Raw genomic sequence first — 17,979 nt, forward strand, 5'->3', positions numbered from 1 at the left:
AGGATATATTGACTCCCCAGATTATATCAAGTAATTGTCAACAAAATAGCACGTTAAAGCTGAAACATGGAAACGCAAATGAACCAATGCGCGAAATATGGTGCCGCTAGACGTGTCTCACCCCCGAGGTCGGCCGCGGGGGCAGGGCCGGGGTCCGCCCTGGGATGCGCCTTGGCCCTGGCAGTCGTCGGGCCGGCCAGCATCGCCGGTGCCCAGACCGGGTGCGACGCCCGGCGCGAGGGGCCGCCGGTGAAGGTGCGTCATGTCAACCCGGAAAGCCTTTTCGAGTCCGATGCCTACTCCTCAGCGGTGGTGGTGCCGCCGGGGCGGGCGACGGTCCACATCTCTGGCCAGATCCCGGTCAGCGCGTCTTACGAGGTTCTGGGCGACGACCTGCGCGGCCAGGTCGGCGTCGCCCTCGACAATCTGTGCGAGGCGCTGGCCGCCGCCGGGGTCAGCGCCGATGACGTGATCAGGCTCAACGTCCAGTACGTCTATGAAACGCCCCGCGACCCGTTCGTGATTTCGGAGGAGTTGAAGGCGTTTTTCGCGCGCGAGGATATGCCCGCCACCACCATGGCGGGCGTCAGCCATCTCATCGTCGACGGCATACGGGTCCAAGTGGACGCGGTCGCGGTCGGCGCCATGAGACCGAAAGTGAGCAACTGAAACAACAAGAAGAGTCTCTGAGTGCAAAACCCAAAGCCGACCGACGCCGTTCGGGCACCGGGGTCTTCGCGCCGCGGACGGCGTTTCGCATGAACCCCTGTTGCAACGGAAAGGAACGGACCATGTTGAGACCACTCCAAGGATTGGTGGGCGTCGCGGCGACGCTCTCGCTTATGGGCATGCCGGGCACCGCCGCGGCCGCCGATAGTCAGGCCGACGCCGGGCCGATGATCAGCTACCACAATCCCGAAACGCTGCCGCGCTGGGATTTCTCCTATGGCGCGACCTTCGAATCGTGGCTCGAGCCGATCACGCTCAAGCGCATCTATCCCACCGACCGCAGCACCAGCATGAAGGCGCAGGCCCGCTCGGCCTTCAAGCAATTGGCGGCGACGTTGGAAGAAATGGGGGCCGAAGACCTGTATGTGGTCGGCATCGACCTGGTGTTCGCCGGCAAGGGCCTGACCAGCGAAGAATCGCTCGACGCCCTGGCCGATTTGTCGGATGTCCGGCGCGCCTTCTTTCAGCCGCGCGTGAACTATGGCCCCAAGGCTCAGGGCTTTTCCGACTATCCGGTCAGCAGCGTGCTCGGCGTCGACACACTCGGCCGCGACGGGGTGATGATGGCCATGGACGTGACGCTGGCCAACGTCCACGAACAAACCTATGCGGAAATGCTGACGCCGCAGAAGCGCATGGCCCGGATCCGGGGCGCCAGCGCCGAACGCCGCATGATGATCGGCAATGTTACCGCCATGCAGCAGAACTTCATGATCAAGGGGTATGGTGATCTGTCGGCCGAGGTCACGGCGGCGCTTGAGAATTTCGCCGCCGTGGTCAAGGACGCCGGCGGGTCCATGGCCGATATCGACTCGCTGACCGTGCACTACGTGCCCGAGGGGCTGCGTGTCCTCGCCGGGGCGGGCGAGCCGCGTCAGGTGGCGTCGCGCCGGGCCAATCTGGGGGCCGACCGCGCCAAGCTCGCCCTGGCCCGCGACGCCGGCAGCGAGAAGGTCATCTCGCGGGCGATCGCCGACTTCATGACCCGCGAGATCGGGTCGGCGTTCGACGCCGACGCCGTGACCATGAAAATGGAGCCGGTCAGGGTTGCTTGTGGTGTCCAGGAACTGGGTGTTTCGCTTGAAGGCACCGGGATCATTGCCAACTAGCGCCGCGGCCGATCGAGCTGGGTCACGCCGTGGCCCCGCTTGGCCGAGGGGCGGGCGTCGTCTTCCCAAATGCGAGCGGTTTAGCGGTCGGGTCGAACGCCACAGGCGTTTCGCCCCGGCGGTTAAACGGTTCCGTGGTGGGCTGCAAAGCCGCGGTCTGTCGGCGGCTCTTGCCGGTCCACGCGCCCCGATCGCGGGCGTGGCATCATGGCGGTGACCCGGACCCTGCTGCCGTTAACCGGCGCGCAACGGGCGCTCCACGACGCCGTGGGCCGGTTTGCGCCGGTGCCGGTGGGCGAGGTGGTCGGGCTGTTCACGCTCGCCGCTCCGGTCACCGACGCCGCGTTGGCCGCCGCGATCGATCGCCTGGTCGCGCGCCATGCGGCGTTGCGCTGGCGTTTGGTGGAGACCGCTGCCGGCCCGCGGCTGACCGAGCATTCGGCGGTTGGCCCGCGGCTGCGCTCGGTGCGGCTGTCGGCCGGCGACCGGGTGGCGGTCGACGGCGTGGTGGGCGCCGAGGTGCGCCAGCGCGGCGATACGACCCGGGCGCCCATGGCCCGGTTCGTCTCGATCAGCGGAGGCGAAACGCGGCTGTTGGCGGTACGCCTCGATCACCGCTGTGCGGATTTCCCCACCCTGGATCTGATCGCTCGCTTCCTCGAAGCCGAGCTGGGCGGGACGATCCCGGCGCCGCCGGTCGCGGACGACGCCGCGGTCCAGGCAGCGCGCGCTGCGGCTGAGGAGGCCCACGCTCGCTCGGCCTCGGGGGCGGCCGACCGGGCGTTCTGGGCCCGTCATCTGGGCGGTGTCCGCGGGCCGACGGACGTGTCCGGCTTGGCCGATGGTGCCGAACGCGGCGTGGCGGCGTCGGGCTGGCGGCGCGGCGAGGGCGCGCTGTACCGCGCCGACCCCGGCGTTCCGGCCGGTCGACTGCGCGCCGCGGCACGGACGATGGGCATGACACCCTGCGCCTTTGTTTTTGGATTGTTGGCCCGGTTCGTCGCCACCCGACGCGGCCAAACGGCGGCCGGCGCACCGGTTGCCGGGCCGGTGGTTCTGGGTGCCACCTTCGACCGCCGCGTCGGCCGGGCCGCGCGCGGTGCGTTCGGCTACCACATGGCGGCCCTGCCGGTGGTGGTTCATGGCGCCGACGATGCCGATCCTGCGGCGGCGCTCCGCGCGGCGGGCCAGGCGTTACACGCGGTCAGTGCCCACGCGCGTCTGGCGCCGTCGGCCGTGCAGGCGACGGCGGGTGTCGATTGGCACGGGCCGCCGTTTCGGCTCCTGTTCAATTATGTGCGGTTCGAGCGCCGGTTCGGCCTGCCCGCGCCGCAGGGATGGCGCGCTCTGACCGGGCTGTACCGGCCGGCGGCGGCGCTGCCTGCGGGATGTCTGCAGGCGGTTATGCTAACCGTGGAGGAGAGCGCCGACCGCGTCGAAACGCTGTGGCAGATCGACCATGACGCGATGGCGCCGGGGTCCGCTTTGGCCCTGGCGGCGGCGTTCGCGGCATTTGTCCGGGACGCGGTGAGTGAGCGGCCGGGCGCTGCGGTCGGTTCATCCGCCGCTGGCCAGGCGCCCCTGGCGACCCCGTCGGCCACGGCCCGTCCGGACGGGATGACCGAGACGGTGGAAATCTAGCGGCTCGGGCAACTGCTTGGGATCGGTCCCGGCGCGGCGTTAAGGGCCGCGGCCGTCGGGGCCGGCTGGAGGCTCGGGCGGCAGGGCCACTTCCATATCGATCTGGATGCGTGCCCCGGGCCAGGCGAGGCCGGCCACGGGGACGAAGGACGACACCGGCATGCGACCGTCGAAGAAGGCCCGCACCTTGGGCGAGACGATCAGCCCATGCATCGGGTGATAGTCGGCCACATAGATGTGGAGACGCACCACATCCTCGGGCCCCGCGCCAACCGCGTCGAGGGCCCGGCGGGCATTGGCCAGCACCGCCTGCACCTGTTTCTGCAAGCGATGCCCGGCGCTGATCCGCCCATCGGCGTCGTGCGGGCCAAGGCCGGCCACATACGCCCGCCCCGGCCGTCCGGTGACCACGGCCACATGGGAGAAGTCGCGACTGTCGAACAGCGTCGGCGGGTTGAAGCGGGTCACCCCGGCCGTGCGGGGCGAGGGAACGGGCTCTTGGGCCGCCCTGCTCGGCGTATCGGCGGCGGACGCTCCGCCAGCGACGGCGCCCGCCGCCGATAGGCCGAGCAGGGCCAGCGTACCGGCGGTGCGCGTCAGGAGTTCACGGCGCCACGGCAATGCCTTCCACCTCCACCAACATGCCCTCACCAACCAGGGCCGGCGTGCCGACCCAGGTGATCGCGGGTCGGGGCTCGGTTCCGAAATAGCTGTCCAACGCCGCCGCGATGCGGCTGCGGTCGACCCGTGGATCGACCACATAGAAGACCCGCAGGAACACCAGATCGGTTCGTTGGGCGCCGGCGGCGTCCAGGGCGTGGTCCAGATTGGCCAGGGCCAGCCGGACCTGGTCTTCGAAGGCGTCGCTGCCCAGTTCGAAGTCGGTGGTGATTGCGGTCTGGCCGGCGATGTGGATGGTCGTGCCGGCGTTGCGCACAGCCACCACTGCCGGGGTGCCGTCGGAACTGGTCAAGCCCGGGGGGTGCAAACGGTCGATCGATGGCGGTGTCTGGGCCATGCCCGCACCGCTGGCCAGTGCCAGCGCCACGGCCACCGCGCGGCGGATCGCGGGTGCAGCAGCGCGGTATGGCCGATGCTGTTGCCGGTGCTGTTGCCGGGGCCATTGGCGGTGCCGTTGCGGGGGGCGGTGGGCCGGGGGCATGGGCGCGCTCCGAGTGCGGTTCAGGGCGACAAGGCGGGGGCGGGCTTCCGGGGTGCCGCCGGAGCCAGCGCGTCGAGCGTCCGGTGCAGACAGCGTGCGACGGTGTCGGGGCGTTCGGCCGGGAAGAAGTGCCCCCCCTCGACCCGTTCGAGCGTAAAACCGCCCCGGGCCAGCGGTGCCCAGCCCGCTTCCATGGCGTCGGGAAGGGCGTGGCGATCGTTGCGGCCGGCCAGGGCGAGCAGCGGCCGCTCGGTGGCGGCGGTGATCTCCGGGCGGCTGGCAATCAGCCGCAGGTCCGAGCGAAACAGCGGCAGGAACAAACGGCGCAGAGCCGCGTCGGCCAGGACCGCGTCGCTGACCCCGCCATACTTGGTCAGATGCGCGATCAGATCGGGTTCCGACAGGGTCGCGGGGTCGGTGGCCGGCTTTTCGCCCGGGGTGGCACGGGCCGAGACCGCGATCGCGGCGGTCGCCAGCGCCGGGCCAAGCCGGGCTGCCGTGTCATAGGCCAGGGCGGCGCCCATGCTGTGCCCGAACAACACCGTCGGTTTGTCGGGCTCGGCGGCCAGGGCGTCGGTCACGCCGTCCAGGGCGGCGCGATAGTCGGTCAGATGGCGGGCCCGGATGCGGCGTTCGCGACCGGGCAACTGCACCGCCAGAACCTCGACCGTCGGTCCCATGGCCCGCGCCACCGGCCAGAAAAAGGCCGGCCCGCCGGCGGCGTGGTGGAAACAGACCAGCCGCTGCCGGGCTGTGCCGGTGCCGGTCAGGCGGACCAGCCAGTGCCCACCGCTCACGGCGCGGTCTCGCGGCGCAGGCTGAGCGGGCGCATGTCCGTCCATACGGTCTCTATATGCGCCAGGCATGCCGTCTCCGGCCCGGTGAAGCCGTCGCGGCGCCAGCCCGGCGGTAAGGGGCGCGCGTCGGGCCAGAGCGAGTATTGTTCTTCGTCGTTGACGACGACGGCGAAGACCTGCGGCGGGTCAGGATCGGCGGTCATGGCGCACCCCCAATTGCAGCTTGGTCACATAATCGGTGGCCACGAAGCCGTCATGGTCCACCAGCACTTCGCGATTCCGGCCGGACAGGGTCAGCCCGCGCGCGACCGCCATCTGTTCGAGCCGGCCCCAGAACACGCTGGCGTCCACGGGAGAGCCCTTGAATACCAGCGTCAGCGATCGATAAGGCGTCGAGGTCTTGATGGCATAGCCCGGCGGCAGGTCGTCGGCGGCCAGGGCGTCTTTGCTATGGATCGCGGCGGCCACATCCAGCCGCAGCGCGCCGGTCTCGTCTTGGGCGAAATCCACATGATAGGCGACCGGGCCGAATCGGTCGCGGCCATGGTGTCCGAGCAAGCGCTCAAGGCGCCGCGTTTCGCGCAATTCGATGGTGTAGGAGTCGGCGAGCGAGGGCAGGTGAAACCGCGCGTAAATGAACCGCTGCGGCGGATCGACGGTCTCTTCCACCCGCAAAACGCGAGCGTCGCGGCTCGACAGCGCGCCGCTGTCGGGAGCGGCCGGATCGTCCGCCATCGGGGCCCGGGCAGCGGCCGGTTCGATCTCGCCGGCCAGCCCCCAAAGCGCTGCCAGCGCGCACCAACAATTTGCCAGCAATAGTAGTTTCATGACTTTTAACGCATCCTTATTGCGAGCATCCAGGATTTGTAATAACCTATAACTCATGCGAGATAGAAAATCTATAAATCGCGCAATAAGTGCATGTCCGAGGTTGCCACGGGCTTTCTAACCGAACGATGAAGGGGAGCGTTCATGACCATGGCGACGCCCGATCGGACAGAGGCCGATGCTGGCGCGCGCTCTGTGGGGGGGCTAGGCCTCGGCGACTGTGCGGCCATGGCTACGCGCCTGGCCGGGCATCCGGCATTGCACCCGGCACAGGTGGATGAGCTATCGCTGGATCGGCCCGACTATCGCCGGCCGCAACGGGGCGAGGATTTCGATCTGGTCGGCTTCGATCGGCCGCTCGATGTGGACGCGGGTGTCGACCTGCGCGCCTTGACCTATCATCGCTTATTGTTCGTCGCACACGAGCTGGCCGACGGTTTGGCGGATGATGTGGGCGGCGATCCGGCGCTCCGCCGGGATGCCCGGGCGATTCTCCCGGCCCTCGATCGCATGTGTTTTGCGTCCCGGGTGCGCCATGCCGGTCCGCCGGGTGCGGCGAGCGACCGCCTCGATCTCGCGGCGCCGGGCTTTTGGACGGCGCTGGGTGAGCGCGCCGCATGGGGCACCGGCGTTGCGGCCCTGGCCTTGCAGATGCAGCCATTGGTTGCGGTTTTTCAACGCACGCCGACGCTCGCCGCACGCTGCGCGCCGCTGCATCGCGGCGCGGCGGGCCTTGTGGGTCGGGCCGCGGGTGGTGGTGTCGCTGCGTCGTCTGGCCATGGGCCGGGCAACCGGCACGTTGATTGGCAATTCTATCTGCCGACCGCGCTGGCGCTGGCCAACGCCTTGAGAAGCCGGGTTGTCGAGCCGACCGAGGTCGCCGAGGCGGTGGCCGCGCTGCTCGGCCGGATTTTGCGGGCCGCGCAGACCGCGGCGCCGAGCGATGCGGACATCGACCTGGCACCGGTCATCACCGATCTGGGGTCGTGGCGGTCAACCGGCGGGCCGGCGGCGGCGTTGGCCGCCGGGTTCGCAGCCGACCTTGCGGCTCATCTGGTGTGGTTGTCTGAGTTCGAGGCGCATACCGCGTTTGCGGCGCGCTGCCGGCGCCGCATGGCCACGCTGTCGGTGCCGTTGCCGCTCGATACCTTCATCGAGCCGCGCCACATGGTGTCGACCACCCATGTGCACGACGACCACCGCCTGGTCATCGTGGAGACCGGCGAGATGGTATTCTGGGCCGTGCCTGGCATGCGCTGCCGGGTCAAGGCGGGCGAGGCGATCTATGTGCCGCGCGGCCGTCTGCACGGTTCGTCGGTCCTGACCGAGACGTGCCGCTACCATCAACCGGTGATCCCCGAGGACTGGCTGGCCGACGCGCCCGTCGGTGGCGGGCGTTGACGGTGCGGAGGGCAGGGTGAGCCGACCGTTCGATGCCGACCCGGTCGCGTTGCCGGCGCGCTGGCACGACCGGGTGCTGGTGCCGACCCTGGCCGCCGACACGCCGCCGCGCCCCTGGGTCGAGCGGGTGTATGCCCAATATCGCGCCCGCCTGACCGACAAGCGCTATCCCTGCCATTTCGGCTATCGGGCGGAAAGCCGGGGGGAGATCTACTACGCCTTTCTCGACGCGGGCGAGGAGGCGCGGCTCGCCGAGGCATTGTCGGCGTTTATCCACGTCTGGGGCGGGTCGCCGGCGGTGCGCAACAATCTGGCGGTGTTCCTGGAACCGTGCGCCCGGCTTGACCACCGCGCGTATGGCGACCGGTTCTGGCGTCTTTTGGGCGATCTGCAGGCCGCCGACCCGGCGCCGGCCGACGCATCCACCCGGCTGGCGCCCGACGATGCGCTTTGGGAGTTCGAGTTCGCCCGCCATCAGTTCTTCGTGGTCGGCGCGGCGCCCAGCTATGCGCGTCGGTTAAGTCGTAATCTGGGCGACGCGCAGGTGCTGCTGTTCCAGCCGCGCAGCGTCTTTATGGATCACGCCACCGGTGCGTTGATCGACGACAAGGCACGCGACACGGTACGCACCCGTCTGGGCGCTTGGGACAGCGTGGCACCACATCGGGATCTGGGCGTCTACGGCGACGCCGACAATCTGGAATGGCGGCAATACTTCCTCGCCGACGACGACCAGCGGCTTTATGACCGCTGCCCGCTGGTTGCCGCGCCGCGCGCCCCGGCCGTGGCCGACGACCCCGGGGCGCTGGTCGCCCGCGTCGAAGCGCGCGGCGGCCGGATCAGCGCAACCGGTGATCGATTGCGGATCGAAGCGCCGACCGGCGCGATTGACGCCGATCTGCGCACCGCCCTGGCCGATGCCAAGCCCGCTTTGCTGGCCCATCTCCGCGCCGGCGCGGCGACGGGCGATGCGACCGGGCCGGGTGGGCGTGGCGCCGCCGCCGAGCGAGGCGAGCAAGGGGCGCCAGGCGTCCCTGCCGACCAAGGCACCCCAGGCGACCCAGGCGATGCGCCGCTGACCTTCGCGCAGGAACCGTTCGTCTATCTGTCCCAATTGGGCATGGCGGGCGATGCCTATCCGATCCAGTCGATCCAGCGCCTGCCCCGCCCGGTGGACGCCGATCTGGCCGCCCGGGCGTTGGGCGCCGTGATCGCCTGGCAGCCGGCATTGCGCACCCATGTGGTTGATCGCGACCAGATACCGCGTCAGCGCGTCGCCGCGGCCGTGCCTCTACCCTTCTATGTCTCCGACCTGTCGGCGTTGGACCCCGACGCGCGCCAGGTTGCATTGACCGAGCGGTTGACGCAGTTGCGCCAGACGCCGTTCGACCTGGCGCGGCCGCCGCTGTTCCGTTTCGATTGCATCCGGCTCGGTCCCGACGATCATGTGATCGCCTTTCATGCCGCCCATCTGATCTGTGACGCCGACGCGCTCGACCTGTTGTTCACCCATCTGTTGGCCGCCTATGAGGCACTGGCGGCGGGCCGGGCGCCGTCGCTGCCGCCACTGACCCTTGATCTGGCGGCTCTGGCGCGGCGTCAGAAGGCGGCGCTTCGCGGCGGTGCCTATGCCGCTCATCTGAGCTATTGGCGTGAGAAGGTGCGCGGCTTGGCGCCGGTCTTGCCGGCGCTGGGCCGGGCCGAGCGATGCGGTGACACCGCGGCGGTGTCGGCCGATGTGACGCTGGATCGGTCGATGCTCGACGCGGTCGACGCCTTTTGCCGTCGGCACAGGCTGGCGCGCAGCGTGCTTTGTCAGGGCGCCTTTCAACTCCTTCTGGCGGCCCGTACCGGCCTGCGCGACGTGACGATTTTGACGCCGGTGGCGGCACGCGACGAGGCCGCGGCGCCGGCCCTGATCGGCAATTTGACCCATAACCTGGTCGCTCGACTGCGGTTCCGCGGCGACGAGCCGGTGGCGACCATCCTCGCCCGGGCCCAGCGCGAGCAGGCGCAGATCCTGCGCCACAAGGCGGTGCCGATTGAGGTGGTGGCGCAGTTTCTGTTGAAGAGCGGCGGTCGGCGGCATGACCTGGAGCGTCTGTCGAAAGTGGCGTTCAACTATATCGACGCCGACCGCCGGCCCGGCGGCGGGGCGCTGGTGCCGGCCGACGCGCCGTCGCCGCGGACACCGCGGGCCCATGTGGTGTTCGACCTGATGGCCATCGTGGTGCGGCGGGGCGGCGGATTGTCGATCACCGTCGAAGCGCGCCGGGCCGTGTTCGGCGCCGCGGCGGTGGCGCGATTGGCCGAGGATTATGCCGCGTTCCTGAGCCTGATGCTGGCGGCGGCGGAGACCGGTTTCGACGACCTGGTCGCACGGGCGGGCGACCGGCTGGCCGGCCCGGTCGCCCGCCCGCGCACTTCGGCGGCGGTTGCGATCGCCGGTTTGCCGCCGGCGGAACGCGCACCGACGGACGATCTGCCCGCGCCGTTGCGATTGCCCCATGATCTGGTCGTCGGCGACCGCGTCAGCCGTGGCGTGGCGGTCGACGCCGACCTGTCGGTGGCCGCACTGCTGGGCCGCGCGGCGCGGGTGCTGGCCTATCTGGCGGGCGTGGGCGGGACGGTCGGCTTGCCGGTGTCGGACGGCGCCGGCGATGCCGGCGGTCTGTGGGTCGAGGACGTCGACGCGACGACGGCCGAAGGCGGCCGGCTGGTGCTGGGGCCGGTATCGTCGCCCGGTACCGAGCGGCCGGTTTCCACAGGCTATGGCGTGTGCGCCGTGGTCCATCGCGATGGCCTCGATGCAACGCCCCGGCCGCTGGACCCCGGTGACGGCGTGCGTTTCGATATCGGCCTCGATGCGGCCGGTGTGGCGGCGTTGCGGGTCGTCGGCCGGGCGGGCGTGGTGGATGCCATGCGGCTGCCCGAGCGGCTGGCGGTCGCACCCGAGACCCATGGGGTGTTGCTGGGCGACGAGCGCGACCGGTTGCGCACCGCCGGTTTTACGCCACCGCTGGCCCGCCCCGCCATTGCGGCCGAGCGGTCGCTGGCCGACCGGGTCAAGGCGGTGGCGGTGGACGACCCCGACCGTCCCGCGGTGATCGCCGACGCGGGCGGGTTCAGCTATGGCGCCTTGTGGGCGGCGGCCGGCCGCCTCCACGGGCATCTGAGCGACCGCGGCCTTGAGCCGGGCGATCGGGTGGTGCTGCCGGTTGGCCGCTCGCCCCAGGCACCGTTGGCGATGCTCGCCTGTCTGATGGCCGGGATGCCGTTCGTGGCGGTCGATCCGACCCAGCCTGCGGCGCGGCTGGCCGCCGGTGTGCGCGCGGCCGATCCGGCGCTGGTACTGACCGGCTTTGGCGCCGCGGCCGATCGGGCGGCGGCCGGCGAGGCGCTGGCGCATCTGCCCCGGCTCGACATTCGCGACGCCGCACTGCGCCCGGCCCGCACAGCCCCCACGCCGGTGCTGCCGGCCGCCGACGCGCTGGCCTATATTCTGTTTACCTCCGGGTCGACGGGGGCGCCCAAGGGCGTGCCGGTGACCCGCGCCGCCTTCGATGGGCTGCTGTCGGCGCTGATCGCCAGTGATTTGGTGTCCGGGCCCGAGACCCTGTTGGCGGTCACGCCGCTGTTCTTCGATATCGCGTTGGTGGACTACGGTCTGCCTCTGGCCACCGGTGGCACGGTGGTGATGGCCGACGACCGGGCGGTGGCCGAGCCGGAACGGCTGATCGCCCGACTGACCGGCGCGCCGTCCGACCGGGCGCCGGGGTCCGCTGACCGGTCCGAGCCCGCGCAACCGCCCGCGCAACCGCCGGTATCCCGCAGCGCGGTCGCTGCGCCCGCCATCACCATGATGCAGGCGACGCCGAGCCTGTGGTCGGCGCTGGTGGCGGCGGAGCTGCCCGACGTGGCCATCAAGGCCTTGTGCGGCGGCGAGCCCTTGTCGGCGCGCCTGGCCGGCGATCTGAGCGCCCGCGTCGCCGGGCTGTGGAATCTGTACGGGCCCACCGAGACGACGATCTGGTCGACGGCGGCGCGGCTCGACACGGTGCCCGACGATCCGGTGCCGGTGGGCCGGCCTCTGCCCGGCACGCGGGTTGCCGTGGTCGATCCGCATGGTCGTTCGGTGCCGCCGGGGCGGCCGGGCGAACTGATCGTCGGCGGTGAGGGCGTGTCGCCGGGCTATCTTGGCCGGGTCGACCCCGCCCGCTTCGGCCGCTGGCGGGCTTTTGTACGCGACGTCGGCGATATGGGCGGCGATGCGGGGACGGCGGCCGACGCGGCGGCTGCGGGCGACGCGGTCTGGGCGTTTCGGACCGGTGACCGGGCGTTGCTGGGCGCCGACGGGCAATGGCGCTGCCTGGGGCGCTTGGATGGTCAGGTGAAGGTGAACGGCCAGCGGCTGGAACTGGGCGAGGTGGAGCACGCGGCCTTGGCGTTGCCGGGGATCGCGGCGGCGGCTGCGGGCCTGTATCAAACGCCTGCCGGGCCCGCCTTGGCGTTGGCCGTCGAGGCAGCCGGGCCGGCCGCGTCCGCCGGATCTCCGACCGCGGCGGATCTGCGCGACCATCTGGCTCGGCACCTGCCGCCCTTCGCCATCCCCGGGGCCCTGACACGGGTCGATCGGCTGCCCCGGCTGGCGAATGGCAAACTGGACCGGGCCGGGGCCGTCGCTCTCGCCACGGCCGATCAAGCGGCCGGCGCCGGCGCCAGCGCTGGGGCAAAGGGCAGCGGCGGCGCAGGCGGCGGTGGGCTCCCGGGCGCGAACGGTCCGGTCAGCGCGGCGGTGCGTGCGCGCGTCCGCGCCGCCTGGGTGGAGGTGCTGGGCCGGCGCGATATCGGCGACGACGACACCTTCTTCGATGTCGGCGGCACCTCGCTGGCATTGGCTGCCCTGCGCCGTCGGCTGGGCGACGCCTTCGGACGCCTGCCCGATATGGCTGACCTGTTCAGTCTGCCGACCGTCGCGTTGCAGGCGGCGTTGCTGGACACGCCCGCCCACCCGGCGGCCAACGCGGCGGCGGGCAGGCAGCCGGTTGCCACCCGCCTGGCACCGCCGGTCGCCGGTCGGCGCGCGGCGGGCGACGACGCCATCGCCATCGTCGGCATGGCCGGGCGCTTTCCCGGCGCGGCCGACCTGGACGCGTTCTGGGACCTGATCGTCGACGGCGGCTGCGGGCTGGCGCCGGTGCCCGACCCTGCGGCCGATCCGTTGTCCGGCCTGCCGGGCTATGTGCCCATGGCTGGCAGTCTTGGCGATGTGGACCGGTTCGACGCCGGGTTCTTCTCGCTGTCGGCGCAGGAGGCGCGGCTGCTCGATCCCCAGCATCGGCTGTTGCTGAGCTTGGCTCAGCACGCCTTCGACGATGCCGGGTTGGCGCCGGCATCGGTCGGCGGGCCGGGCGATACCTCGGTGGGGGTGTTCACCGGCGTCGGGATCAGCGCCTATCTGGTGCGCAATCTGTTGCAGGCGCCCGAGACCTTGAAGGGGGTTTCGCCGTTCGAGGTGCTTTACGGGGTCGAGAAGGACTATGCCGCCTCGCGTCTGGCTTATCAGTTCGGGCTGACCGGACCGTGCCAGACCATCGCCACGGCCTGTTCCACCGCGTTGGTCTGTATCCACCACGCCCGGCGCAGCCTGCTGGCGGGCGAATGCCGCATGGCGCTGGCCGGGGCGGTCAAGATCACCGTGCCCGAAGCGCGCGGTTATCTGGCCGCGCCCGGTGGCATCGTCTCGGCGTCGGGGCGCTGCCGGCCGTTCGACGCGGCCGCCGACGGCACCGTGTTCGCCAATGGCGGCGGGCTCGTGGCGCTCAAGCGCCTGGACGACGCGCTGGCCGATGGCGATCGGGTCCGCGCGGTGATCCGCGGCAGCGCGGTCAATAATGACGGCGCAGTCAAGGCCGGCTACACCGCGCCCAGTCAGACCGGCCAGGCGGCGGTGATCCGCGACGCTCTGGCCGCCGCCGGCGTCGACGCGGCGACCGTCGACTATGTGGAGACCCATGGCACCGGCACGGCGCTCGGCGATGCCATCGAAGCCGCCGCCCTCGACGCCACCTATGGCGCCGCCCGGCGTGCCGGCGAGGACGGTGTCGATCCCTTGATGCTCGGCGCGGTCAAGGGCAGCGTCGGTCATCTGGACCCTGCTGCGGGCATTGCCGGCCTGATCAAGACGGTGCTGTGCTTGGAACGCCGCCTGCTGCCGCCCGTGCCCGGCCTGGACCACGCCAACCCGGCGCTGGGGCTCGACCGTGCCGATGCGCCGCTGCGCGTGGTCGGCCATGCCGCCCCCTGGCCCCATCGGGGGCGGCCGGCGCGCGCCGGCGTCAGCGCGTTCGGCATTGGCGGCGTCAACGCCCATTTGGTGGTCGAGGAGGCGCCGGCGGTGCCGCCCCGCGCCGAGGCCGCGGCGCCGGGTGCGCAGTTGATCACCGTATCGGCCCGCAGCGCCGATGCCCTGCGTCGGCAGATTGCCGCGCTCGGTGCCTTGGCCGCGACGCCCGAGCCGCCGCCGTTGCCCGATTTGGCCCACGCTCTGCATGGGGCGCGCAGCGGCTTTGGCTTTCGCACGGCGGTGCTGGCCGACGATCTGGAGCAGATGGCCGCCGCGTTGGCCGAAGCGAAGCCCGCGACCGGTCCGGTTGGCAGTGCGCCGCCGCTGATCCTGCTGTTTCCGGGACAGGGCGCACAGCATGCGGGTATGGCTGCCGGGCTGTACCGCTCGGTCGCGGCGTTTCGGGACGCCTTCGACGCCGCGGTGGCGGCCCTGGCGCCACATCTGGACCTGGACCTGGCCGCGCTGGCGCTGGGCGAGGGCGCCGCGGCGGGCCTGGTGGCCGACACCCGGCGCGCGCAGCCCTTGCTGTTCGCCGTTCAGTATGCGGCCGGTCGGGCCTGCCTGGACGCGGGCCTTCGGCCGTCGGCGCTGGTCGGCCACAGCGTCGGCGAGGTGGCGGCGCTGGCGTTGGCCGAGGCGCTGACGCTGGACCAGGCGGCCCGGTTGGTCGCCGTGCGGGCCGAGACCATGGCGACCGCGCCGGCCGGCAGCATGGCCGCGGTGTTCGAGGCGCCCGGCGCCCTCGACGCCCATCTCGACGCCGACGTGACGATCGCCGCGGTTAACGCCCCCCGTCTGAGCGTGATCGCCGGCCCCCGGGCGGCGCTGGCGCGGACGCTCGACCGGCTGGCGGCGGCGGGCATCGACTGCCGCCCGGTCAACGACCGATACGCTTTTCACCATCCTGTACTGGCCGAGGCCTCGGCGGCCTTGCGCGCCAGCCTTGCCGATCTGGTGCCGGCCGAGCCGCGGATTCCGGTGATCTCGACGCTGACCGGCAAGGCGGTGTCGCTGGCCCGCCGGGTCGATGGCGACTATTGGGCCGACCAGATACTGGCGGCGGTGCGGTTCGACCGGGCGCTGGCAACGGCGCTGGACGGAGCGCCGGCCACGCTGCTCGACCTGGGGCCGGGACGGGCGCTGGCGGCGGCGGCGGGCTTCGCCGACCTGCCCGCGCAGACCGAGCGGCTGGCGTTGATCGCCGAGCCCCAGGCGGCACCGGACGGTCGGGACTGGCTCGATCTACTGGGCCGGCTGTGGTGCCGCGGCCATGAACTCGATTGGGCTCGGCTGAAGGCGCCGTCGGCGCGTCGTTGCGCCGTGCCCGCCTACCCGTTCGACCGCCGCCGCCATTGGGTGGAGCCCGAGGCGAAACCGAGCGACACCGCCGCGGCGCCCCCACCGATCCGCGATTGGGGGTGGCGCCCGGTCTGGCGCCCGGTCCGCCTCGATCATGCCCGGTCGGGTCCGACCGGGGCGACCGCTCTGGACCCTGACGGCGCCGCAGCCATGGCGGTGTCCGGCGACGGGACGCGCGGCCCGCGCGACGGTGCAATGGCGCTGGTGCTGGCATCGGCGGGCAATGATCGGGCGGCGGCGCTCGTGTCGGCCCTTGGGGCGGCGGGCTGGCGCGTGCGCCTGGTCTTGGCGGGGGAGGCCGCGGCCGAGGGTGACCGGGTCTGCCGGACCGACGCCGACGCCATGGCCGCCTTGATGACCGATTTGGCCAAGGCGGCGCCGGAGCGCGCGGCGGTGATCGATCTGGTCGACCGAGCCGGTGCACGGGACGGCATGACCGGCTATGCCGAGAGCGAGACCCTGCTGTCGGCGCTGGCGCGCGTCCGACGGCCGCGGACGCTGCGGCTGCTGCTGGTCTGTCCGGGCACCGCCGCCGCCGCGCCGGGGGACTGGCTGGCGCCGGCCAGCGCGTTGCGGCGCGGGCCGCTTTTGGCGGCCGTGCACGAGATCGCCGGCTTGGCGGCCGCGACGCTCGACCCCGGCGACGCCGGTGCCGATGCTCTCGCCGCGGCGGTGGCGGCCGAACTGGCCGGGCCGTTCGACGCCGCGCGGGTCGCCCTGCGCGGGGGCGAGCGTCTGGTGGAGGGGGTCGAGCCCCTATCCTTGACGCCGTCCGAAAGCGCGCCGCCTCCGGTCGAGACCGGGGCGGCCTATCTGATATCCGGAGCCGGCGGCGCCATTGCCGGTTTGTTGCGCGACCATGTGGCGGCGGCGGGCGGCGTGCCCGTGGGGCTCGCGCGCCGCCGGCCGACGGATGGCGACGCCTGGCCGCATCTGATCGTCGGCGATGTCGGCGAGCCATCGGCGTGGACCGCGGCGGTCGAGCGGATCGCCGCTGCCGGGTTGCGTCTGGCTGGGGTCGTGCATTTGGCCGGTGTCGCCGACGGAGGGTTGCTGGCCAGACGGACGCCGGCGGGGGCGGCGCCTGTGCTGGCGCCCAAGGTGGCCGGCCTGGATGCTCTGCTCGCCGCCCTCGACGGCCGGGCGATCGACTGGGTGCTGGCCGCGTCGTCGCTGACCGCGGTCGCGGGCGCGCCGGGGCAGAGCGCCTATTGCGCCGCCAACGCCTATCTCGACGCCGTGGCCGAGGCGCGGGCGCTGGAGACTGCGGCGCGGCCTTTGGTCCGGGCGGTCGATCTGGCGCCCTGGCGCGACCGGGGGATGGCGGCGCGCTCGCCCGCCGCCCGCGAGCACTCAAGCGGCGCCGGGGTGATCGCCGACACCGACGCCCCGACCTTGTTCGACGCCCTGCTGGCGACCCGGGCGCCGCGCTTGATCGTGGCGCCCGGGCCGGTGGCGGCGCCGACCTGTTGCCCGGCGACCGTGGCGGCGGATGCCCCGGCGATCGTCGCGGATCTGGGGTCTGGCGATCTTGGCGACGCCGTGCTGGCGGGAGTGCGCACGGTCCTCGGACGGCCCGACCTGACGCCGGTGGACGACTTCTTCGCCGCCGGTGGCACGTCGCTCCAGGCGGTGCGTCTGGCCGGGCTGCTGTCCGAGACCACCGGCCGCCCGGTCGACCCCGGTGCCGTGCTGTCCCATCCCACGGCGGCGGATCTGGCCCGGGCGCTGACCGACGGTGAACGCGGTGCCGCCGGCACCGATGACGGCTCCGATGATGGCGGCGCGCTGGTTGGGCTGGCGACGCCGGGGGGGCACGGGCCACCGCTGGTCTTGGTTCACCCGGTGGGCGGCGACCTGTTCCTCTATCGTCCCCTGGCCGGACGGCTTGGCGTGCCCGCCGCCATCTACGGGCTGCGCGCGACCGATGACGGCGGCGACATCGTCGCTATGGCGACCGCCTATGCCGCCCTGATCGAGGGCCATTTCGGCGACCAGCCGGTGGCCCTGGCCGGATCGTCGTTCGGTGGCATGGTGGTCTATGAGATGCTGTGCCAGCGCGCCGATGCCGGTCTGGCCCCGACGCCGGCGGTGCTGATCGACACGCCGGGGCCGCAGGACGTGGACGCCGGCCTTGCCGACGACGCGGCGATCTACGCCTATCTGGCCCGGTCGGCGGGGCTGGCGGTGGCCGGCGACCCCGGCCACTGGGCGGACCTCCCACCCGACGCCCGCGCCTCGACCCTGGCCGAGGCGGCCGCCGGCGCCGGGGTCGATCTGGACGCCCGCGCGGTGCGCCGGTTCGTCGCCCGCTTTCGGGCCAATCAGGCGGCCATGGCGGCCTATGCGCCGCGACCCTTCGACGGGCCTTTGACCTTTATTCTGGCCGCCGAGCGGCGCTACGGCGTCGATCCAATGCGCCCCCAGGCGGCTTGGGCGGCGCTGTGCCCGTCGCTCACCGTTCTGAATTGCCCTGGCGACCACATCTCGATCCACGAGCCGCCGCAGGTGGACCGGCTGGCACGCCTGCTCGATCAGGAGCTTGGCAGGGGCGCTGCGACCGGGGCGCCGGTGGCGCCCAAGGCGGCGGTCGGAGGCTGACAA

Annotated in this window: 10 protein-coding genes; 5 read left to right on the forward strand and 5 right to left on the reverse strand. The window is 72.0% G+C overall.

Going from position 1 to position 17,979, the window contains the following annotated elements; genetic code table 11:
• Positions 1-171 precede the first annotated feature (171 nt).
• From EV659_RS13215 to EV659_RS13225, 3 genes are all read left to right on the forward strand, one after another.
• Positions 172-669, forward strand: a complete 498-nt coding sequence (locus EV659_RS13215; RefSeq protein WP_165878902.1) for a RidA family protein — start codon at positions 172-174, stop codon at positions 667-669.
• Positions 670-791: 122 nt separating this feature from the next.
• A complete protein-coding gene (locus tag EV659_RS13220) occupies positions 792-1,838 on the forward strand; it encodes a RidA family protein (protein ID WP_132709367.1) in 1,047 nt (348 codons plus the stop codon).
• A gap of 207 nt (positions 1,839-2,045) precedes the next feature.
• Complete coding sequence (locus EV659_RS13225) at positions 2,046-3,479, forward strand: condensation domain-containing protein (RefSeq protein WP_132709368.1); 1,434 nt, start codon at positions 2,046-2,048, stop codon at positions 3,477-3,479.
• A gap of 39 nt (positions 3,480-3,518) precedes the next feature.
• Here EV659_RS13225 and EV659_RS13230 read toward each other — a convergent pair whose 3' ends face one another.
• From EV659_RS13230 to EV659_RS13250, 5 genes are all read right to left on the reverse strand, one after another.
• Positions 3,519-4,100 carry a RidA family protein gene (locus tag EV659_RS13230; RefSeq protein ID WP_165878903.1) on the reverse strand — a complete coding sequence of 194 codons (582 nt, stop codon included), beginning with the start codon at positions 4,098-4,100 and terminating at the stop codon, positions 3,519-3,521.
• Positions 4,084-4,527 carry a RidA family protein gene (locus EV659_RS13235; RefSeq protein ID WP_165878904.1) on the reverse strand — a complete coding sequence of 148 codons (444 nt, stop codon included), beginning with the start codon at positions 4,525-4,527 and terminating at the stop codon, positions 4,084-4,086. The genes EV659_RS13230 and EV659_RS13235 overlap by 17 nt, the downstream gene beginning before the upstream one ends.
• 134 nt (positions 4,528-4,661) lie before the next feature.
• Complete coding sequence (locus tag EV659_RS13240; RefSeq protein WP_165878905.1) at positions 4,662-5,438, reverse strand: thioesterase II family protein; 777 nt, start codon at positions 5,436-5,438, stop codon at positions 4,662-4,664.
• Positions 5,435-5,641: an MbtH family protein gene (locus EV659_RS13245; RefSeq protein ID WP_132709372.1), complete on the reverse strand. Its 207-nt coding sequence runs from the start codon at positions 5,639-5,641 to the stop codon at positions 5,435-5,437. Before EV659_RS13245 ends, EV659_RS13240 begins: the two co-directional genes overlap by 4 nt.
• Positions 5,625-6,266 carry a hypothetical protein gene (locus EV659_RS13250; RefSeq protein ID WP_132709373.1) on the reverse strand — a complete coding sequence of 214 codons (642 nt, stop codon included), beginning with the start codon at positions 6,264-6,266 and terminating at the stop codon, positions 5,625-5,627. The genes EV659_RS13245 and EV659_RS13250 overlap by 17 nt, the downstream gene beginning before the upstream one ends.
• Before the next feature lie 144 nt (positions 6,267-6,410).
• Between EV659_RS13250 and EV659_RS13255 the strand changes: the two genes are divergently transcribed.
• Together EV659_RS13255 and EV659_RS13260 are read left to right on the forward strand one after the other, a co-directional pair.
• Entirely contained in the window at positions 6,411-7,667 is a 1,257-nt protein-coding gene (locus EV659_RS13255; RefSeq protein ID WP_132709374.1) for a cupin domain-containing protein, read from the forward strand.
• 16 nt (positions 7,668-7,683) lie between these two features.
• A complete protein-coding gene (locus tag EV659_RS13260) occupies positions 7,684-17,976 on the forward strand; it encodes a type I polyketide synthase (RefSeq protein WP_165878906.1) in 10,293 nt (3,430 codons plus the stop codon).
• The last annotated feature ends 3 nt before the right edge of the window (positions 17,977-17,979 follow it).

The sequence above is a fragment of the Rhodothalassium salexigens DSM 2132 genome (genome assembly GCF_004341375.1).
GTDB classification, from domain to species: domain Bacteria; phylum Pseudomonadota; class Alphaproteobacteria; order Sphingomonadales; family Rhodothalassiaceae; genus Rhodothalassium; species Rhodothalassium salexigens.